Source organism: Providencia sp. CIM-Carb-044 (assembly GCF_033901115.1).
Classification (GTDB): Bacteria; Pseudomonadota; Gammaproteobacteria; order Enterobacterales; family Enterobacteriaceae; genus Providencia; species Providencia hangzhouensis.
Window position 1 is genome coordinate 202,615 of the sequence record NZ_JAXADV010000006.1, and the last position, 19,233, is coordinate 221,847.

General features: G+C 43.8%; 21 protein-coding genes. 7 read left to right on the forward strand and 14 right to left on the reverse strand.

Annotation, left to right across the window (positions count from 1 at the left end; all coding sequences use genetic code 11):
• Positions 1-21 precede the first annotated feature (21 nt).
• From SJ312_RS13920 to SJ312_RS13965, 10 genes are all read right to left on the reverse strand, one after another.
• Positions 22-2,079 carry a TonB-dependent receptor family protein gene (locus tag SJ312_RS13920; protein WP_272574984.1) on the reverse strand — a complete coding sequence of 686 codons (2,058 nt, stop codon included), beginning with the start codon at positions 2,077-2,079 and terminating at the stop codon, positions 22-24.
• 169 nt (positions 2,080-2,248) lie between these two features.
• On the reverse strand, positions 2,249-2,980 hold the full coding sequence (locus SJ312_RS13925; protein WP_072503036.1) for a hypothetical protein: 732 nt from the start codon (positions 2,978-2,980) through the stop codon (positions 2,249-2,251).
• Complete coding sequence (locus SJ312_RS13930) at positions 2,965-3,660, reverse strand: hypothetical protein (protein ID WP_072503035.1); 696 nt, start codon at positions 3,658-3,660, stop codon at positions 2,965-2,967. Before SJ312_RS13930 ends, SJ312_RS13925 begins: the two co-directional genes overlap by 16 nt.
• Positions 3,657-4,391: a hypothetical protein gene (locus SJ312_RS13935; RefSeq protein WP_072503034.1), complete on the reverse strand. Its 735-nt coding sequence runs from the start codon at positions 4,389-4,391 to the stop codon at positions 3,657-3,659. Before SJ312_RS13935 ends, SJ312_RS13930 begins: the two co-directional genes overlap by 4 nt.
• An 84-nt stretch (positions 4,392-4,475) precedes the next feature.
• Complete coding sequence (locus tag SJ312_RS13940) at positions 4,476-5,072, reverse strand: ATP-binding cassette domain-containing protein (RefSeq protein WP_319868058.1); 597 nt, start codon at positions 5,070-5,072, stop codon at positions 4,476-4,478.
• A gap of 14 nt (positions 5,073-5,086) precedes the next feature.
• Complete coding sequence (locus SJ312_RS13945; protein ID WP_153674080.1) at positions 5,087-5,863, reverse strand: ATP-binding cassette domain-containing protein; 777 nt, start codon at positions 5,861-5,863, stop codon at positions 5,087-5,089.
• Complete coding sequence (locus SJ312_RS13950; RefSeq protein WP_004257889.1) at positions 5,857-6,669, reverse strand: ABC transporter permease; 813 nt, start codon at positions 6,667-6,669, stop codon at positions 5,857-5,859. Before SJ312_RS13950 ends, SJ312_RS13945 begins: the two co-directional genes overlap by 7 nt.
• Complete coding sequence (locus tag SJ312_RS13955) at positions 6,666-7,634, reverse strand: ABC transporter permease (protein ID WP_319868048.1); 969 nt, start codon at positions 7,632-7,634, stop codon at positions 6,666-6,668. The genes SJ312_RS13950 and SJ312_RS13955 overlap by 4 nt, the downstream gene beginning before the upstream one ends.
• Positions 7,634-9,187 (reverse strand): ABC transporter substrate-binding protein, encoded by a 1,554-nt coding sequence (locus SJ312_RS13960; protein WP_072503052.1) that lies wholly within the window; start codon positions 9,185-9,187, stop codon positions 7,634-7,636. Before SJ312_RS13960 ends, SJ312_RS13955 begins: the two co-directional genes overlap by 1 nt.
• A gap of 240 nt (positions 9,188-9,427) precedes the next feature.
• Positions 9,428-10,318: an AraC family transcriptional regulator gene (locus tag SJ312_RS13965; protein ID WP_004257901.1), complete on the reverse strand. Its 891-nt coding sequence runs from the start codon at positions 10,316-10,318 to the stop codon at positions 9,428-9,430.
• Between the two features lie 409 nt (positions 10,319-10,727).
• Here SJ312_RS13965 and SJ312_RS13970 point away from each other — a divergent pair, with 409 nt between their 5' ends.
• Genes SJ312_RS13970 through ureG form a run of 7 tightly spaced genes read left to right on the forward strand, consistent with a single transcriptional unit; the run spans position 10,728 to position 15,739 of the window.
• Entirely contained in the window at positions 10,728-11,564 is an 837-nt protein-coding gene (locus SJ312_RS13970; protein WP_319868051.1) for an urease accessory protein UreD, read from the forward strand.
• A 20-nt stretch (positions 11,565-11,584) separates the two neighbouring features.
• Positions 11,585-11,887, forward strand: a complete 303-nt coding sequence (locus SJ312_RS13975) for an urease subunit gamma (protein WP_004257904.1) — start codon at positions 11,585-11,587, stop codon at positions 11,885-11,887.
• A gap of 8 nt (positions 11,888-11,895) precedes the next feature.
• Positions 11,896-12,219 (forward strand): urease subunit beta, encoded by a 324-nt coding sequence (locus tag SJ312_RS13980; RefSeq protein ID WP_004257906.1) that lies wholly within the window; start codon positions 11,896-11,898, stop codon positions 12,217-12,219.
• Between the two features lie 2 nt (positions 12,220-12,221).
• The gene (gene ureC, locus SJ312_RS13985; protein ID WP_072503028.1) at positions 12,222-13,925 is read left to right on the forward strand and encodes an urease subunit alpha; all 1,704 of its coding nucleotides are present in this window, start codon (positions 12,222-12,224) and stop codon (positions 13,923-13,925) included.
• 23 nt (positions 13,926-13,948) lie between these two features.
• Entirely contained in the window at positions 13,949-14,425 is a 477-nt protein-coding gene (ureE, locus tag SJ312_RS13990; RefSeq protein WP_165879911.1) for an urease accessory protein UreE, read from the forward strand.
• A gap of 21 nt (positions 14,426-14,446) precedes the next feature.
• Entirely contained in the window at positions 14,447-15,112 is a 666-nt protein-coding gene (locus SJ312_RS13995; RefSeq protein WP_165879909.1) for an urease accessory protein UreF, read from the forward strand.
• A gap of 9 nt (positions 15,113-15,121) precedes the next feature.
• Positions 15,122-15,739: an urease accessory protein UreG gene (gene ureG / locus SJ312_RS14000; RefSeq protein ID WP_004257918.1), complete on the forward strand. Its 618-nt coding sequence runs from the start codon at positions 15,122-15,124 to the stop codon at positions 15,737-15,739.
• 44 nt (positions 15,740-15,783) lie between these two features.
• Here ureG and hypE read toward each other — a convergent pair whose 3' ends face one another.
• The 4 genes from hypE to hypB are packed head-to-tail and all read right to left on the reverse strand — an operon-like array spanning position 15,784 to position 19,203.
• Positions 15,784-16,809 carry a hydrogenase expression/formation protein HypE gene (gene hypE, locus SJ312_RS14005; protein ID WP_110591242.1) on the reverse strand — a complete coding sequence of 342 codons (1,026 nt, stop codon included), beginning with the start codon at positions 16,807-16,809 and terminating at the stop codon, positions 15,784-15,786.
• Positions 16,810-17,922 (reverse strand): hydrogenase formation protein HypD, encoded by a 1,113-nt coding sequence (hypD, locus tag SJ312_RS14010; protein WP_319868053.1) that lies wholly within the window; start codon positions 17,920-17,922, stop codon positions 16,810-16,812.
• Positions 17,906-18,202, reverse strand: a complete 297-nt coding sequence (hybG, locus tag SJ312_RS14015) for a hydrogenase maturation factor HybG (protein ID WP_165879942.1) — start codon at positions 18,200-18,202, stop codon at positions 17,906-17,908. The genes hypD and hybG overlap by 17 nt, the downstream gene beginning before the upstream one ends.
• Positions 18,193-19,203, reverse strand: a complete 1,011-nt coding sequence (gene hypB / locus SJ312_RS14020) for a hydrogenase nickel incorporation protein HypB (protein WP_187710071.1) — start codon at positions 19,201-19,203, stop codon at positions 18,193-18,195. Before hypB ends, hybG begins: the two co-directional genes overlap by 10 nt.
• Positions 19,204-19,233: the final 30 nt, after the last annotated feature.

Sequence of the window (19,233 nt, forward strand, 5' to 3'; positions counted from 1 at the left end):
TATTAATGCGTTTATTCATTATTAGAAGTTATAGGTTACACCACCATTCACATTAAAGCCCATACCGGGGAACAAGGTGCTATCTTTTGCTGTGACGGTCTGATTAGCAACTGATGTTGTCGCATAACGTTCATCCATTAAATTATCCATCGATAAATACACAGACCACTGCTCTGTTGGTTTATAGCTACCTTTAAGCCCTAATACGGCGTAATGTTTACGTTTTTGAATATCGAGATTGTTTTGGTGATCAACAGCCATATCCGTTGGCGCCCAATGAATATTTGGCCCGAAGCTCCAATCCCCAATTTCATATAACACCTCGGCAGCGACAATATTGCGAGGAATACCTGCGATATAGTTGCCGTTATACTCTCCCCCCATAAAACGGAAATCATTATAAGTCCATGAAACTCGGTAATTGATATCCCCCGGCCCTGCGCCAACACGTCCTGTCAGCCCAGCTTCTAAGCCTTGATGGCGGGTTTTCGCGGCATAATTAAACACGCCAACAACCGTCCCTGCACTGTCATAAGTGGTAATATACTCATCTTTAATTTGGCTGCGGTACAGCGCAAGGTTCCATTTCAACCCATCAGTGACATCCCCTTCTCCACCAATTTCATAAGTAATGGCTTTTTGTGGTGAGAGTTTCGTCAGTTTTCCATTGCTAGAGTTAATAATTTCCCAAAATGTTGCAGGTTCTTCACTCGCACTGATATTAGCAAAGTAGCGCTGGCTTTCCGTTGGGCGCCAAATAACCCCCGCTTTTGGTGTCCAAAATGTCCAACTTTGGTCTAACGACAAATGACTTTGCCGTTTTTCTACGTCACGGCGTGCATGCGTACCTTTGACATCTAAGTTAACTGTCACTGTTGGTGTAATATGTAAGTCTACCCCCACACTGCCATAGAGGTTTTCAGCTCGGCCATCATATTTGCCTATTTTTGTTTTGTCTGCCGGTGTCCCTTTACGGTTTTGCATTAATTCAGTCTGCAAGGTCATTTGGTCCCATGCAAGTGCCGTACGGTATGTCACGGGTTCAGTTTCAATATTATAGGTGAATTGTAGCCCTTCACTGTGGCTGCGGCTAAAACGGTAGTAAGCGGGAGTAGTAAAATTATCATGAGTACGAATGTGCCAAACTCCAGCGCCAATCGCTTGGTTATCCACTTGCCAGTCAGAGCGGTTAGCCACTCGGAATTGCTCAACATTACGGTGTGGGTCACGTAACCATACCATTGGGTACACATCTGTGGGGTTATTATTGAGTACCTCTTCAGAAACAGGCCCCGCAACGTCAAAGCGCAAATCTGTCCAACTCAACCAAGTTCGGTTTTCAAAGTTATTAGTCACATAACCAAAGTTGCTGCGTAACGTTTTACGTTGAGAAGCAGAGTGTTTGCGATAGCCATCAAAATGGTCATAAGTGAAATTAACACGACCATCAAATACCCCATCGTCAGAAACTCCACCAAATGCCGTTTGTAACCCTTCGCGACCATGGGAGCCGTACTCATAACGTAGGCGGCCTTGCTCGTTTCGCCCCGTGTAAGAGAGCACATCCAATTCACCTCCCAAACTATTACTTTGTGGGTTAAGGCTATTTGCGCCGCGGCGTACACTTACCATCCGCGCATCACGCATTTCTAAGGTGCTGATGTGAAAACTGCCGTCTGCATCTGTTGCGGGTAAGCCATCTTGGAGCAGCAATACACCACGAGCAAGCGGTGCGCTTTGTACTCCAGACCCACGAATATTCAAACGTGGCTGGTCAATCCCCCCAAAGAAATTTTGAATCACTAGCCCTGGCTGATAATCAAGAGCATCTTGTAAGGTCGCAAGGCGAGTCTCTTTTTCGATAACAACTAAATTTGTTCCACCAGCCACTTTTTCAAGCTTGCCTTTTTCTTGCTGTTCACTCGGTGACAAACGGTTTTGACCTGTTGAAGACGTGACGATCAGTTTGTCCGATGTCACTGCTGGTGCAGCGAACCCAATTGGTGTCGCCAAAGTTCCTATACCTAAAGTGAGTGCAATACAATGCGCCAATTGGTGCCGTTTTAAACGATAAGACATATATTCACCCCAATAACAGTAATGGTTATCATTTTCATTTAAGGGGTTTAAAATAGAGGATGGGTTTAGATATCCCTATGACATTTGTCAAAAATGCCTAGAGTGAACTTCGTTTTCAGGCTAATCACACATGTAATTAGCCAAGTGGCACTTTAAGTTACTGTGGGTATCAAAGTATCAATAGCCCATTTTGATTACATGGCAATTTATCATCACGATCCCACGTTAAAACCAATACAGATAAGTCATCTTGAACTGAAAATTCACTTCCTTCAATAATGGCTTGTTGCTTTTCATTATCACATTCAGCCCAAAAACCATCTGTTGCAATAATTAGCCGACAATCCACCTCAGTGACTTCTTTATAATCAAGTAAAAATGCTTTTTGTAAATTAAAACATCGAGTGACTATTTTTCTATTTTCATCCTTCAACATACTTTGTACAAAAGGTTCGCCGAGTGGATTAGCACCAGTATGAACATTAGTAAGCCAATTTATCGATTTATCTTTTTTCCAGTTACCTAAACGAATATCTCCCGTATGAAAACAGAAAACAGATTCCCCCGAATTAAAAGTTCCAATAACTAATAAGCTCGCCTTCCCAATTTTATATTTAGCTTTAGTTCCTTTAAATCCAAGCTGTAAAATATGATCAACGATATTTTCAGTTAAGTGGCTCTGCTCTATTGAATTTAATTCTTGAATAACTATCTCAAAGAAGAATTTAGCCATTTCAGTAGTAGCTGGAGATGACGTTGAAACGTCAAAAGCAATCACCAAATTAAAATTACCTCGGTCAATTAACGCATATAAATCTTTATTTTGTTTTCTATCAGCCCCCATTTGAGTTGCAAATAACCATGAGAGCTCTTTAGCTGTTCGCGTTAATGTTTGATGCATTCGGTTAATCTTTCAAAAATAACATCTTCTCGTGAACGAATTCCTTGGCTAGTGCTCTGTACTGCCATTTCAAAATCATATTCATTAATCAATAAAGCTAAATTATTTGAAATATATTCTTTTAATGCTGTACTTGACTGAGAGATCTCTTCAACAATACTTTCTCTTCCATCGAAAATATTTAAAATATCTTCAATATCTCGACTACTTAATAAATCACCATTCCCTCTACCTAGATACGCCTCTAATTTTGTGGCAACAAAATATTCAGGCCGAATTAAATTTATAGTGACATTCTGAGTTAATTGATATTGGCATGCCATTTCTACAGCTTCTTTGTACCAACGATTACTAAAACCTAATACATTTTGGTCTACAGGCATAAAGTCAACTTTGAGTTCACCAATTAACATTCGGCAGATAACATCATCAAAAGGATCTTCCCTGAATCCTCGTTCTCTCAACTTTTCTTGTAATTGGCTCCACTTAGCATAACCAACTATATCGACCACCAAGTCAACATCATCAGTATATCTAATTTGCTCTTTGGTATATTCATCAGTGACTAACAAACCTGTAGTACAACCGCCAACAAAGACAACTTGAGCTAATAGCTCTTCACCTAATGCATCTGCAACCACCAGTAACATACTTTTTTGTAAGTTAACCTTCTCGCTCATTTAACTTCCTCAAAAATGATTTTTAGTTTTTCTAAGGATAGATTGTGCTCTCTCGGTCTGCCAATCCTAACCGCATCAACTAAAGCTAACATTGCATACAGCCTACTATCTAATTGAACTGCACGAATAATATTAGAATGTAATGGCTCAATAGCAAATCCTTTTGTCTTTCCTCTTGGATCTGGCCATACAAGAGGAAATTCTCCTGATGTCATTAGTTTTCCTTTTAATACAGGAGCTGCTATTGATGTTGCAATTCCCCTTGTCAGCTCACCTTCCTTTGCAGGAAAAACATACTTGATTCCAAAAGCAATAAAATCAAATAAAGCCTTAGTATTCACCTTGGGAATCGCTAATCTTCTATCTGGCTTCGCTAGACCAACATCGTACATACGATTTAAGCCTAAACTGATTTGTGACTTACTAATTCCTGTCAAAAACTCAAGGTTTCTGACAGAAAAACGGCTTTTAATCGCGCTTTCCTCATTATAACTAGGCTTTAGCCCTTTTTCTGTCCATTCATCCTCTACGACGACTAAAATATCATCATCAACATGAGCTAAAGAAAAATCCGCGGATGACTCTCCCGAAGCATCCTGCCCCTCAAACATATCCCCCCAATCAACTTTACTTTCATATAAATGAAAAGTATCACTATCGAAATTCTGACGATTCAAATCGATATGCATCGAAATTATTTTTAAAAGAATCAGTATATCTTGACTTTTCATATTCTAAATTCCGCCTTGTCTCACGTCCTAGGACACGGGACGATTATTAATAAAAAAATATTTTTGTCAATACACGAACTTCATCTAGGTTTTGCTAACTCCCCAAATACGGCTACACACTTTCTCTAATAACGCTTTGTTATGGCTAAAAATAACCATTGCGAGTGGTCGCTCTTCGGATAATTTCACTAACAACTGCCAAATTTCTTTTTGCAAATTGGCGTCTAACTGTGCGGTGATTTCATCGGCAATTAAAATTTTCGTTCGCGGGTCAAGGGCTCGCAGTAACGCAATACGAGCAAGTTCACCACCCGATAACTGACTGGGAAGCCTTTCAAGCCAAGCAGGTTTAATCGAAAAGCGCTCTAACCAATGGGTTTCTGGCTGCCAAGCATCAAATAAACTCGCCCCCACCTTGCGATAGGGGTTAAAGCTTTTTTCGGGATGTTGGGGGACTAATTGAATTGGGCAATAACCTTGTTGAGGTAACGGTTGCCCTTCAAACAAAATGGTTCCTTGGGGTGCATGTTGCCACTGAGCTAATACTCGGCCCAACGTGGTTTTCCCAAAACCACTGGGCGCAGATATCCCAAGACGTTCACCGCTAGTCAGTAATAAGCTAAAGCCATCCCACAGCCGCTGCCCACCTTGTTCAATGCATAAATTATTTACTTGTAAAATAGGTTCAGTGATACTCATTTACTTGCCATAAATTGATGTTCCGGTAACGCATTCCACAACGATTGCAGCCATTTTCCACCGCCGCCTTGTTGTAGCTTTTGGCTGCTTAACACTTCTTCCAACGCTCCGTTACGCAATAAGGCAATACGGTCAGCAAAACGCACAGCCATGGATAAATCATGGGTGACCCATAAAACCCCTCGGCCATCGTGGCAAAGCGATTTAATATTTTCGAGCAGTTGTGTAGCATGGTCATCATCCAGCCATGATGAAATTTCATCCGCTAAAATATATTGCGCGCAAGAGAGTGTCGCACTGCTGGCGAGTACCCGCTTTGCCATTCCACCGGATAACTGGTTTGGGTAGCTATCCACTAGTGAGCTTTGCAAATTATATTGCTGTAAGTGCCGCGCAACATCGTGCATTTTAATATGCTGCCCACTTAACACTGCGGCACGTTCTAATTGTGGGCCGATACGAATTAATGGGTTAAGTGCGCTAACCCCTTGAGGTATATAGCATAATGCATTACCACGGTGCTGCGCTTTGTTTTGTTCGGTCAGTTTTTTACCATTAAGGTGAATACCACCACGACAGCGCATATTATGGGGAAGTAACCCCAAAACACTCTGTAATAACAAGCTCTTGCCTTCCCCGCTCCCACCCACCAGTGCAACCATCTCACCGGGCTGAATATCCAATGAAATCCCTTGTAGTAACGGAGCCCAACGCTTGCGCCCTAACCAACGAAATTGCGCGACATCCACGGTGAGATTATCAAGACTCAACATACGGCCCCCTTCAACCAAAGCTGCTGCAAAGCTTTAGCAAATTGGTCAAATAATAACACTAGCCCAACTAAGGCAATGCCTGGGAAAACCACCAGCCACCAAGCTCCTGTGCTGAGATAACGCAATGCATCGGACAATAAAATACCCAATGAGGGCTCATGGGGCGATAAACCAAAGCCTAAGAAACTTAACGCCGCACTGTGTAAAACCGCATGGGGAAACATTAACAACGTTCCTACCATCCATTGAGGCAAAATCATCGGTAAATAGTGATAACGCCAGCGGTAAAACGCACTGTTACCAATACGTTGAGATAACATAATATAATCTGACTGGCTAACTCGTTGTAACTCCGAACGTAAAATTAAGGCTAATTTTGGCCAATGCGTCAGTGCAACGGCCCAAATCACCCCCATTTTTCCGCCACCCAGCGTAAAACAAATCAATACCAGTAATAAAAGATGTGGCAATGCCAACATGGCATCAATAACGCCACGCACTACATAGTCCATCACTTTGCTTATTGAAGATAAACCGGCCATGACAAGTGCAATAAAACCACTGGTAACCGCTGCCATAAGGCCGATTTGCAAGCTAGTTGCCACCCCTTGAAAGGTTCTGGCAAATAAATCACGCCCTAAATTATCTGTACCAAATAGATGCGCCCACGAAGGTGGCAAACGCCTATCGAGTAAATTCATTTCAATATCATTGAGGGAGAGACCAAACGCATAGATACTGACAACAACCAGCAAAAGCAACGAAAAAGCTAACTTAAATAAAGCGCGATTAGGGTTATATGTCATGACGCTCTCATCACTCCCTTATTCACTTTTTTTAGTAGGCTGTTAGCTACCGTATTGCTAAAAAATATTATCGCGGCACATAACATGACGATCCCCATCAACAAGGGAATATCTCCACGTAGCCCCGCATCTATCGTCGCCTGACCTAAGCCTGGATAGGCAAATACTTTTTCTGCTAATAATGCCCCACTTAGTAATTCACCAATAGAAGCAAACTGTAAACAAATTGCGGGGGTAATAGCATGTTTTAGTACATGAAACCCAATCATCGACCAACCATTATCCCCTTGAGCCTGTGCGTAATGAATAAATTCACTGCTCATCACTTCAACAACTTTGGCACGTGTATGCAATGCGATATTACCCACGCCTAATATACCCAACGCAATGACAGGTAAAACTAGGTGATGAAGTTTCTGTGAAAATGTTGCCGTTTGCTCATCCAAGCCTATCGGCCAAGCACAGCATATCGGAGCCCACTGTAATGTCACCGCAAACAAAGACAACAACAGCAAACCTACCCAAAAAACAGGAATTGAAGCCAGTAAATAGCATAATGTTGAGATGAGTTTGTCTGGCCAGCGGTTTAAATAACGCCCAGCCACTAAACCCAACGCAAAACCAACAACTCCAGAGAACAGCCAAGAACTAATAAGTAGAGCTAAAGAAGGCGCAAGGCGGTCAGCAATCACTTGAATTACTGGGGTGTTATAGAGCATGGAATAGCCAAAATCCCCCTGTAACACTTGTGAAAACCAACGCCAGAACTGTACCCATAATGGCTGATCAAGCCCCCATCGCGCGGCAATTAGCGCATATTGCTCAGGGGGAACATGCAGTAAGTCATTGCCGATATAGGCTTTTATTGGGTCGATAGGCGAGTAACTCAGCAGGATAAAAATTCCCGCTGCCGTTACGGTTAATAAACAAATAAATCGCAATAAAAGCCCGAGTGCGGTTCGCATTACTGACAGGTCCACGCCCATTCATCGACATTATTTAATACTGACCAAGAACCATGAATTTCAGGGGCACTAGTCCCTAAATCAACACAATTATTCAGTAAATAAATATGTTGCAGGTTCATCAACCAAGCCCATGGGGCATCGCCTTTAATACCAACACCCGTGTTACCATTCCAATCCACTTGTTGCCATAATGGAATCGCTGCGTCTTGGTCAGCTTGTGCTAACGCTTTTTCGATTAGTTCATCAACTGCCGCATTTTTATAATAACCGGGGTTATAAAAACCAACACCAGCTGCTTTGCTGCTGTAATTATGGACAATTTCCATCGGGTCTAAGCTTCCCCAACCAAACAATGTTGGGTTAGCATGCATCTGTAGCTCAACGGTTTCCCAACTTCCCGATTTTAAATCCATTTCGATACCAATCGGTTTTAAGCTTGAACGGATTGCCTGAGCAAGGTCACGACGTGTGGTATCACCACTGGCATACCATAATGTCAGTTTCGCCACTTTGCCATTTTTCTCACGTAGGCCTTCTTTATTCAGCTTCCACCCTGCCCCTTCTAAAATAGATTTGGCTTTCTCAAGGTCACCATCTTTAAAAGCGGAGTCTGGGTTATTCCATGGCAGCCCTGCGACGCCAGTATAAGCCGGTACGGCAAAGCCTTCTAATACGGATTCTGCCAATAGTTTACGGTCAAGTGCATAGTTAATCGCTTTACGGACAGCAACATCAGAAGTGATGTCGTTACCGATAGGGTTACCTTGAGCATCTTTCTCACCCGCGGGTGGAATCGGGAAAGAGATACCGCGGTTTTCCACGCTATAGCGCTCAACCAATTTCATGTTTTTCACATCATTAGCATTCGCTGCTACTGCGGCAGGGATACGAACGATTTCCAGTTGATTGCTTTGTGCCGCAGCAAAGGCCGCATCTTCATCAAGGAAGACAAAGACCATTTTACCAAAGTCATTTTTTGGCCCTGCATAATACGGATTTTGCTCGACAATCAATTGCTGCCCCGGCTGGAATGCGACTAAGCGATAAGGGCCTGCGCCAATCGGGTTATGTGCATAGGTTTTCGCATCATATTTATCTGCACAAACAATCCCTAGCGAACCTAGTACATTAACAAAGGTACTTTGTGGGGAAGATAACGTGATCTTCACGGTTAGCGGGTCAACTTCTTCTGCTTTGGCAAAGTTGCCCATGTCCACCTTACCGCCACTTGCCGCGGCATTGTTATAAGTAAAAACCACATCTTTGGCGGTCAATGGTGAGCCATCGGAAAATTTTAAGCCTTTTTTCAGCTTAAGTGTCCACTGTTTACCATCGGCATTATGTTGATAACTTTCAAGCATATAGCTATGCCATGAGAGGTCAGCCTTTTGTTTCAATAATGGGCTATGCAACAGTAGATAGCTGCCATGGCTCCACCCAAGCATAGGGTCAAATCCTTCAGTGGGCTCTGAACCAATAGCTAAACGTAAGGTTTGTGATTGAGTAGGTTCCACGGCTTGAGCTTGCAGTGTGAGCCCCATCAGGCACATTGCTGCAACGATATTTTTAATCATACATCCCTCTATAGATAGGTTTTATTTTTTATTTCAAACCACCAATGCCGTTATTTTCATTGGTGTCGCTATCGGTGAGATATTCGCTATGTGTAGAGTAACCAATATGAGTTATATTAAATTTAATGCCCTGATTGCTAGGCGCTACATCAATAGAACAGCGAATTTATTAGAGAAACCGTCAAAATTAAGTCGTTATTTGACCTATCTTAACAACTACTCATCAATTTCTTTGTCAAATTCAATTGGGTTAGATCGCAAGGACAAATTAGTAATAAAATTAGGGTCGTTCGACTGCCTTGATTGCAACCGAAACTGAGAAGGTGTCATATTATATTTTCGCTTAAAGACATCACAAAAATAAGCATTGCTACCAAAACCGCAGCGATGACTAATTTGAAAAACAGAATAATTCGAAAACGTTAAATAATTCAATGCCATCCCCATGCGAACATCTAACAATAATTGGCGAAAAGACACCCCTTCGCGGTTCAAATGGCGGCGCAACGTTGAAGGGGTCGTAAATAACGCTTTCGCAACATCGTCTAAATGCCATTTTTTTTGCGGTTCTTGGGTTATCAAATGGGTGATCGCTTGGTTTTTCGGTTCATCGTAATTGAAACGAAAAAGATTCAGAATATCGATACCTTCTTGATATATCGCCATTAAAATAAAATATAGGCTCTGTTTCATTAACAATGCTTCTTGGGATGCACTCTGTTTTTTTAATGGTAAGCATTGTTTTAGCAAACTAAAGTTATCTCTCACAGTTTCTGGGGGAGAAATATGGTAGATGGGTTGGTGGCTAGTCAGAGGCGCACCGGACTTCATCAATGTTTTCAGTAATAAAAATACCGCTTGTAATTCTTCTGCTGACATCGACAGCGTGTGCAACTCAAGCGGCTGCTTCACGGTATTACACACAATATTACAGGAAACTTGGCTGTATTTAGGAATAATTAAGGTGACATCGCTTTCAATTTCAATGGATTGGCCATTGATCACGATATTTCCTTTCGCGCCAGTTAGCATGGCTATCATCGCGCTTTCAATATAAAACGCTTTTAACACCATCTGGCTTTCTGAAAGAAAGAATTTATATTCCATAATCTCTATAAACTGCTGTTAATGTCAGAATGACTTCCCAAGAAAAGGGATTGTTGAATAGATATAAAGTAATGAAACATATCAGCTCTATATCTGTGCGGCTGAGAATATAGTCCGGTTACGTTGAAATCGCAATATAGATATACGCTCATTTTTTACTGTTATTTTGATGGTTGTTATATTTTCTAAATAAAATGCTGTTTAATTGAAAGGCAATTTTCGATATAAGGTGTAGAATCGCGCGGCATACACATGCAGCCTACGACACTGCATAATAATAATGATTTTTGGCGTTCATTCACATCCTACCCTACTTGCATTAGCTTTTACATCACAAATACCCAATTTTGGCTGGGGTATAGCTAAACATGTTCGCGTATTTTTAGTTGACTGAGTTGCAGGAGAAAGTATGTCTGATTTTTCAGGATCAGGCTGGTTAGCTGAAATCTTCTTACGATATGAACTAAAACGTGGCGTCACCCGCTTAACGGATAAACAACATATCGGCCCTTTAATGGTTCAGCGGCCATTCTACCCCGAGCAAGGAATTGCACACACCTATTTACTTCATCCACCCGGTGGCGTTGTCGGGGGGGATAAACTCCTTATTAATATTGATGTTCAACCACACGCCCATGCGTTATTGACCACGCCCGGTGCGACAAAATTTTATCGCAGTGCGGGCGGTGTTGCGCGACAAGTACAAACATTAACTGTTGCGCCCAATGGGTTCTTAGAATGGCTACCTCAAGAAAATATTTTTTTCCCTGAGGCTCAAGTTCGCTTAGAAACCCACGTTCGAATCGCTAGTTCATCAAAATTTATCAGCTGGGAAATCCAATGTTTAGGGCGCCCAGTATTAAACGAGCAATTCGACAACGGTGATATTCGGGGCCGCTTGCAGTTTTATATTGATGACAAACTCACCTTGGCGGAATCCATATTTATCGAAGGTTCGCAAAAACAATCAGCCGTCATGCGTGAATTTCCTATGGTCGGCTCCTTGCATATCTACCCCGCCAGCGATGAGTTAAAAGCTGAACTTCACGAGAGTTTGGCCGTGTTTTTCTCTACGGAAGTGAGACCGCTTGAATATGGGCTAACTGATGTAGACGGCATTTTAGTATTACGGTTATTAGGTTCTCAAACCGAGCCGATGATGGCTTGCTTTGCCCATATTTGGCAGGCAACAAGACAATATTGGTTAGGTTATTGCCCAGAACCACCGCGTATTTGGGCAACTTAAACGTTTTTTAGGAGCAAAAAATGGAATTAACCCCAAGAGAAAAAGATAAATTATTGCTTTTTACAGCAGGCCTCGTTGCTGAAAGGCGTTTAGCCCGTGGGCTAAAGCTCAATTACCCTGAAGCCGTCGCGCTGATCAGTTGTGCGATTATGGAAGGCGCACGTGATGGTAAAACTGTCGCCCAATTAATGAGCGAAGGCCGAACCCTATTAACCGCAGAGCAGGTAATGGAAGGCGTGCCAGAAATGATCAAAGACATCCAAGTGGAATGTACATTTCCTGATGGCACAAAACTGGTTTCTATTCACGACCCGATTGTATAGGTAACAAAATGATCCCCGGTGAAATTAAAGTCAACCACGCTTTGGGTGATATCGAACTAAATGCAGGCCGAGAAACCCAAACGATACAAGTTGCCAACCATGGTGACCGCCCGATTCAAATTGGCTCTCACTATCATTTTTATGAAGTCAACGACGCCCTAAAATTTGAACGCGAAAATACACTCGGTTTTCGTTTGAATATCCCTGCGGGCATGGCAGTACGTTTTGAACCAGGACAAAGCCGCACAGTTGAACTCGTGGCTTTTAGCGGCAAGCGAGAAATATATGGTTTCCATGGCAAAGTCATGGGTAAATTAGAGAGTGAGAATTAATAATGAAAACAATCTCTCGTCAAGCGTATGCAGATATGTTTGGTCCAACAACAGGTGACCGTTTACGCTTAGCTGATACAGAATTATTTCTAGAGATCGAAAAAGATTTCACCACGTATGGTGAAGAGGTCAAATTTGGTGGCGGTAAAGTTATTCGTGACGGCATGGGCCAAAGCCAAGTCACCAGTGACCTGTGTGTCGATGTGCTAATCACCAACGCCATTATTTTAGACCATTGGGGCATTGTTAAAGCGGATATCGGGATCAAAAATGGCCGTATTGCGGGGATTGGTAAAGCAGGTAACCCTGATGTTCAACCCAATGTCGATATTGTTATTGGCCCCGGTACCGAAGTAGTTGCAGGCGAAGGTAAAATTATCACCGCGGGCGGCGTTGATACCCACATCCATTTTATTTGCCCACAACAAGCAGAAGAAGGTCTTGTTTCCGGTGTTACCACCTTTATAGGCGGTGGAACTGGCCCTGTGGCTGGCACTAATGCCACTACCGTCACCCCCGGTATTTGGAATATGTACCGCATGTTAGAAGCTGTTGATGAACTGCCGATCAACGTCGGGCTATTTGGTAAAGGCTGCGTCAGTAGGCCCGAAGCGATTCGCGAACAAATTGAAGCGGGTGCCATTGGCTTAAAAATTCACGAGGACTGGGGCGCTACCCCAATGGCTATTCACAACTGCTTGAATGTGGCTGATGAAATGGATGTGCAAGTGGCTATCCATTCAGATACGTTAAATGAAGGCGGTTTTTATGAAGAAACCGTGAAAGCCATTGCAGGACGAGTGATCCACGTGTTCCATACGGAAGGTGCTGGCGGTGGCCATGCCCCTGACGTCATCAAATCCGTCGGAGAACCGAATATTCTGCCTGCATCGACCAACCCAACTATGCCATACACCATCAATACCGTTGATGAGCACTTGGATATGTTAATGGTTTGCCACCATCTCGACCCATCAATTCCAGAAGATGTGGCTTTTGCGGAATCTCGTATTCGCCGTGAAACCATTGCTGCGGAAGATATTTTGCACGATATGGGCGCAATTTCTGTGATGTCTTCAGACTCACAAGCCATGGGTCGCGTTGGTGAAGTTATCACTCGCACTTGGCAGTGCGCCCATAAAATGAAATTACAGCGCGGAACTTTAGAAGGTGACACACCAGAAAGCGATAATAACCGTATCAAACGTTATGTGGCGAAATACACCATTAACCCCGCTATCGCTCACGGTATCGCCCATGAAGTCGGTTCGATAGAAATAGGCAAGTTAGCTGATATCGTATTATGGGACCCTGCATTTTTTGGCATCAAACCCGCCCTAATTATGAAAGGGGGAATGGTCGCCTATGCGCCAATGGGAGATATTAACGCCGCAATCCCAACACCACAGCCTGTACATTACCGCCCGATGTTTGGAGCGTTAGGTAAAGCGAAATACCATACCTCAATGATTTTTATGTCAAAAGCAGGTATTGAAGCAGGTGTTCCTGAAAAATTAGGCTTACAGAGCCAAATAGGCCGAGTTGAAGGCTGCCGAAATATTAGCAAAGCCTCTATGGTGCACAACAGTTATGTGCCACATATCGAACTTGACCCGCAAACTTATATCGTCAAAGCCGATGGTATCCCACTGGTATGCGAACCTGCGACTGAGTTACCGATGGCACAACGTTACTTTTTATTCTGACCCCTAATTAAAAGAGCCAGAAAATGAAAAAATTTATTAAAGTGGTTGCCCCACAACCCCATTCACCAAGTGCATTAACCCTGTGCTTAACCATGGATGAACGCACCAAAAGCCGTTTAAAAGTTACCTTAAGTGATGGGCAAGAAGCGGGGCTATTTTTGCCACGTGGAACCATCCTGAAAGAAGGCGACGTTTTATCCACTGAAGACGGTGAGTTAGTCACAATCGAAGCCGCGAAAGAGCAAGTTTCTACCGTTTACAGCGATGACGCTCTGTTGCTCGCCCGCGTTTGCTATCACTTAGGCAACCGCCATGTTCCTTTGCAAATTGAAGCGGGTTGGTGCCGTTATTTTCATGACCATGTGTTAGATGATATGGCGCGTGGGTTAGGTGCTACGGTTAGTGTCGGTTTAGAAAAATACCAACCGGAACCGGGGGCTTATGGCGGCTCATCCAGTGGTCATCACCACCATCACGGCCACGATGATCACCATCACTAATCAGGTTCAGGGAGTGTGCCTATGTTAGCAGATCTGCGCTTATACCAGTTAGTTAGTCCTTCTTTACCTGTTGGCTCGTTTACCTATTCACAAGGCTTAGAATGGGCGATTGAAAAAGGTTGGGTAACAACACCAGATACCCTTGCAGGCTGGCTAACCGCACAAATGACGCATGCCATTGCAACATTAGAGCTTCCCGTTTTACGGCAAATTCAGACTTCCCTTTCCCTTGGTGATATTGAAGCGGTGAAATATTGGTGTGAATTTATGATTGCCAGCCGTGAAACCAAAGAACTACGCCAAGAAGAGCGACAACGAGGAATTGCTTTTGCACGGTTGCTGCCTCAACTAGGCATTGAACTGGATGCTAACCTGCAAACCTGCGTGAAACAAACCCAGCTAATGGCCTTCGCCCTCGCCGCGGTAAATTGGCAAATTGACGTTGAAAAATTGTGCACCGCGTATGCATGGGGTTGGCTAGAAAACACGGTGATGTCAGGTGTTAAGCTTATCCCTTTAGGGCAAAGCGCGGGGCAAAATATTTTATTTACCCTTGCTGAGCGCATACCCGAGGTGGTTGCGCAATCGGCAATCTGGCCAATAGACGATATTGGTAGTTTTACACCTGCACAAATTATTGCCAGTAGTCGGCATGAAACCCAATACACACGACTTTTTCGTTCATGAGAAAATGCTATGCAAGAATATAATCAACCCTTAAGAATTGGTGTCGGTGGGCCGGTCGGCTCAGGAAAAACCGCATTATTAGAAGTGTTATGTAAAGCCATGCGCGACACTTACCAAATTGCCGTTGTCACCAATGATATTTACACCCAAGAAGATGCCAAAATTTTAACCCGTGCCGAAGCACTAGATGCAGACCGCATTATTGGTGTTGAAACTGGCGGCTGCCCTCATACCGCTATTCGTGAAGATGCATCAATGAATTTAGCGGCCGTTGAAGAGTTAGCCATCCGCCATAAAAACCTTGATATCGTATTTGTGGAAAGTGGCGGCGATAACCTCAGCGCGACGTTTAGCCCAGAGCTGGCAGACTTAACCATTTATGTTATTGATGTTGCTGAAGGCGAAAAAATTCCACGTAAAGGTGGGCCAGGGATCACCCATTCCGATTTACTGGTGATAAACAAAATTGACCTTGCTCCGTATGTCGGCGCTTCATTAGAAGTGATGGAAGCCGATACCGCAAGAATGCGACCAGTAAAGCCCTATGTGTTTACTAACTTAAAGAAAAAAGTCGGCTTAGAGACCATTATCGAGTTTATCATCGATAAAGGCATGTTAAGACGTTAATAAATTTGGACGCCCTATAGGTTTTATCTATAGGGCGTTTTTAATTAACAAATACGGGGTAAAGGCTCGCTGTGAGGCAAATCTAATAACCTTGATGTACCGAAGATCCCAACTAATTTGACTTGTTTTTGCTCAGTCACACAGCCAATCGTGGCGGCATCTTTCCCTAATGGGTGCTGGTGTAGTGCAGCAAGCACCGCATTTTCCGCTTCAGGTTTCACCACAATCACTAGTTTGCCTTCATTGGCAAAGTTTAACGGCTCTAAACCCAATAGCTCGCACACGCCCCTAACTGCAGAAGAGACGGGTAAATCCCCCTCATTAACAGCAATTCCACAGCCACTGGCTTGGGCAAATTCATGTAGAATTGCCGTTACGCCACCACGAGTTGCGTCTCGTAATGCCCGAATGCCGTCAATTTCACGCAGCGGAGCTATCAATGGCGTTAATACAGCACAATCACTGCAAAGCTCCGCTTCTAACCCGAGTTGTTCGCGCAGGTTTAAGATAGTCGCGCCGTGGTCACCCAACGTACCGCTAACAATCACTTTATCCCCAACTTGAATATGCTGAGCTCCCCACTGGATATTGGACGGGATCACGCCAATACCTGCCGTATTGATAAAGATTTTATCTGCGGCCCCGCGCTGCACTACCTTGGTATCGCCTGTCACAATATCCACACCGGCCGCTTTTGCCGTTGCCGCCATAGATTCGACAATAACCTGCAATTCAGTCAGGGAAAAACCTTCTTCCAAGATAAAACCGCAAGAAAGATATTTGGGGGTAGCCCCACTAACTGCAACGTCATTCACTGTGCCGCAAACGGCTATTTTACCAATATTGCCTCCCGGGAAAAAAATCGGGTCGATGACATAGCTATCGGTACTAAATGCCAAACGGTCACCCAATGCGGTCATTTCCGACAAGGCAAGTCGAGCTTGGTCCTCCCTCTCATTCAACGCTGGGTTTGCAAACGCCTGCAAAAACAACTGTTCAATCAATTGCTGCATCGCCTGCCCACCACTTCCGTGGGCCATCGTCACCACATTGTTAGCATCACGACTCATTTATGCCTCCCGACGATATTGGTAATAAGCTGCACAGGCACCTTCAGAAGAAACCATTAATGCGCCAAAAGCCGTTTGTGGCGTACAACGGCGCCCAAACAACGTACATTCGTTCGGTTTACAGCGCCCTGTTAACACCTCACCGCAGCGTGCTTGCGGGTCATCTGCCACTTTATGGGGTTGTACCTGAAAACGCTTCTCAGCATCAAAAAATTGGTAAGCTTGAGTTAATTGAACCCCTGAGCCTGCAATTTCCCCCAACCCACGCCATTCACTGGTTTGTTTAAGTTCAAAAACTTCCTCTAACGCTTTAAGTGCCAACAGGTTACCTTCATCGGCCACAACGCGTTTATATTGGTTTTCTACCTCACAACGACCATCAGCGATTTGGTCAACTAGCATGGCTAACGACTGCAAAATATCTAAGGGTTCGAACCCTGTGACCACCAAGGGTTTATGGAAGTCTTCGCTAATAAACTGGTAGGGATGCGCCCCGATCACCATACTCACGTGTCCCGGTGCTAAAAAGCCGTCAATACGGACATCCGGTTGCTCAAGTAAGCTACGCAAGGTAGGAATGATCGTAATGTGCTGGCAAAATACACTAAAATTTGCTAATTGGCGTCGCTTCGCCTGCTGCAAGGTAATTGCCGTACTCGGCATTGTGGTTTCAAAGCCTAAGCCAAAGAAAACCACTTGCCGATGAGGATGCTGCTCTGCCAATGCCAAAGCATCTAGCGGTGAATAAACGATACGGACATCCGCCCCATTGCGTTTGGCGTCGAGTAAAGACCCCTTTTCCCCCGGAACACGCATTGCATCGCCATAAGTACAAAAGATAACCTCAGGGTGCTGTGCAATTTCAATACAACTATCAATTCGTCCCATTGGCAAAACGCACACAGGGCAACCGGGCCCATGAACAAATTCAATGTCAGCTGGTAATAACTGGTCAATTCCAAATTTAAAAATCGCGTGGGTGTGGCCACCACAGACTTCCATGAGTTGTAATGGGCGTCGTTTCGCTTGGGGTATTTCACTCACCCGTTGATGAATACGCGCTAATAGCGCTTTTGCAAGAACAGGATCGCGAAATTCATCGACGTACTGCATCTGTTGCTCCTGCATTTAAACCACTAAAATCGCTGACTTCATGGTCTAGCTGGCTCATCGCGGTTAACGCATCCAAGGTAGATTGCGCTTCTTTTTCATTGATGATACTCATGGCAAACCCGACGTGTACCAATACCCATTGGCCTAATAAATCGACGGTTTCCCCTTCACAAATGAGGCCAATATTCACATCGCGTTTTACACCACAAACATCCACTTGAGCGAGTTGGTGAATATCTTCACCAACTGCCACTATTTTGCCCGGAATACCTAAGCACATAGCTGTGTCTCCAACCATGCCAGCCATGCATCCATCCCTTCGCCGCATGTCGCAGACACTTGGATAACTTGGATATTGGGATTCACCTGTTTGGCATTAGCAATACAGGCTTCGACATCAAAATTCAGGTATGGCAATAAGTCAATTTTATTCAATAACATGATATCTGCTGCCGCAAACATATGTGGATATTTGAGAGGTTTATCTTCCCCTTCCGTGACTGACAGCACCGCTACTTTATGGCGTTCCCCTAAGTCAAAACTGGCAGGGCACACGAGATTCCCAACATTTTCAATAAATAACAAACTGTTATCGGCTAATTCTAAACGTGCTGTTGCATCGTGGACCATTTGTGCATCTAAGTGACAGCCTTTTCCTGTGTTCACTTGAATCGCAGGCACACCCGTTTCGCGGATCCGTTGTGCATCATTAGTGGTTTGTTGGTCACCTTCAATCACTGCGCAATTAATTCTGTCACGCAGTCTTAACAACGTTTCTGTCAACAAGGTGGTTTTTCCTGAACCGGGGCTAGAAACGAGGTTTAGCGCTAAAATATTCTTCTGGCAAAAATCCTCACGGTTATGTTCCGCCAGATGGTTATTTTTATCTAACACATCCATCTCAATTTGTAGCATGCGTTTTTGGCTAATCCCCGGTGCATGAGTACCTGCTTCACCGTGTCCATAATCAAGGTCATGGTGCTCCCCAGCCGGTTTAAAACTTGCCTCAGCCGTTTGATAAATATGTTTATGCTTATGTTTGTGTTTATGCTTTTTAGACTTGCTTTCAGCAGGTGCGGGTTCATATTGGTGATAATGGTTGTGGACATCACCTTGATGATAATAATGGTGATGAATGATCACCGTTTGCCCATTAGGTTCATGATCATGGTGATGGTCGTGATCATGATTGTTGTGACCTTGGTGGTGATCATGGCCGTGATGGTGGTCATCCCCCTCAATTTTGCGCTCTCCCGACGCACATCCACAAGTACTACACATAAGTTTCACTCCCAACCGCTAAATTGTTAA

Excerpts from the sequence above, each read along its gene's own strand:
- SJ312_RS13920 (WP_272574984.1), bottom strand. The coding sequence starts at position 2,079 with ATGTCTTATCGTTTAAAACGGCACCAATTGGCGCATTGTATTGCACTC.
- SJ312_RS13925 (WP_072503036.1), bottom strand. The coding sequence starts at position 2,980 with ATGCATCAAACATTAACGCGAACAGCTAAAGAGCTCTCATGGTTATTT.
- SJ312_RS13930 (WP_072503035.1), bottom strand. The coding sequence starts at position 3,660 with ATGAGCGAGAAGGTTAACTTACAAAAAAGTATGTTACTGGTGGTTGCA.
- SJ312_RS13935 (WP_072503034.1), bottom strand. The coding sequence starts at position 4,391 with ATGAAAAGTCAAGATATACTGATTCTTTTAAAAATAATTTCGATGCAT.
- SJ312_RS13945 (WP_153674080.1), bottom strand. The coding sequence starts at position 5,863 with ATGTTGAGTCTTGATAATCTCACCGTGGATGTCGCGCAATTTCGTTGG.
- SJ312_RS13950 (WP_004257889.1), bottom strand. The coding sequence starts at position 6,669 with ATGACATATAACCCTAATCGCGCTTTATTTAAGTTAGCTTTTTCGTTG.
- SJ312_RS13955 (WP_319868048.1), bottom strand. The coding sequence starts at position 7,634 with ATGCGAACCGCACTCGGGCTTTTATTGCGATTTATTTGTTTATTAACC.
- SJ312_RS13960 (WP_072503052.1), bottom strand. The coding sequence starts at position 9,187 with ATGTGCCTGATGGGGCTCACACTGCAAGCTCAAGCCGTGGAACCTACT.
- SJ312_RS13965 (WP_004257901.1), bottom strand. The coding sequence starts at position 10,318 with ATGGAATATAAATTCTTTCTTTCAGAAAGCCAGATGGTGTTAAAAGCG.
- SJ312_RS13970 (WP_319868051.1), top strand. The coding sequence starts at position 10,728 with ATGTCTGATTTTTCAGGATCAGGCTGGTTAGCTGAAATCTTCTTACGA.
- SJ312_RS13975 (WP_004257904.1), top strand. The coding sequence starts at position 11,585 with ATGGAATTAACCCCAAGAGAAAAAGATAAATTATTGCTTTTTACAGCA.
- SJ312_RS13980 (WP_004257906.1), top strand. The coding sequence starts at position 11,896 with ATGATCCCCGGTGAAATTAAAGTCAACCACGCTTTGGGTGATATCGAA.
- ureC (WP_072503028.1), top strand. The coding sequence starts at position 12,222 with ATGAAAACAATCTCTCGTCAAGCGTATGCAGATATGTTTGGTCCAACA.
- ureE (WP_165879911.1), top strand. The coding sequence starts at position 13,949 with ATGAAAAAATTTATTAAAGTGGTTGCCCCACAACCCCATTCACCAAGT.
- SJ312_RS13995 (WP_165879909.1), top strand. The coding sequence starts at position 14,447 with ATGTTAGCAGATCTGCGCTTATACCAGTTAGTTAGTCCTTCTTTACCT.
- ureG (WP_004257918.1), top strand. The coding sequence starts at position 15,122 with ATGCAAGAATATAATCAACCCTTAAGAATTGGTGTCGGTGGGCCGGTC.
- hypE (WP_110591242.1), bottom strand. The coding sequence starts at position 16,809 with ATGAGTCGTGATGCTAACAATGTGGTGACGATGGCCCACGGAAGTGGT.
- hypD (WP_319868053.1), bottom strand. The coding sequence starts at position 17,922 with ATGCAGTACGTCGATGAATTTCGCGATCCTGTTCTTGCAAAAGCGCTA.
- hybG (WP_165879942.1), bottom strand. The coding sequence starts at position 18,202 with ATGTGCTTAGGTATTCCGGGCAAAATAGTGGCAGTTGGTGAAGATATT.
- hypB (WP_187710071.1), bottom strand. The coding sequence starts at position 19,203 with ATGTGTAGTACTTGTGGATGTGCGTCGGGAGAGCGCAAAATTGAGGGG.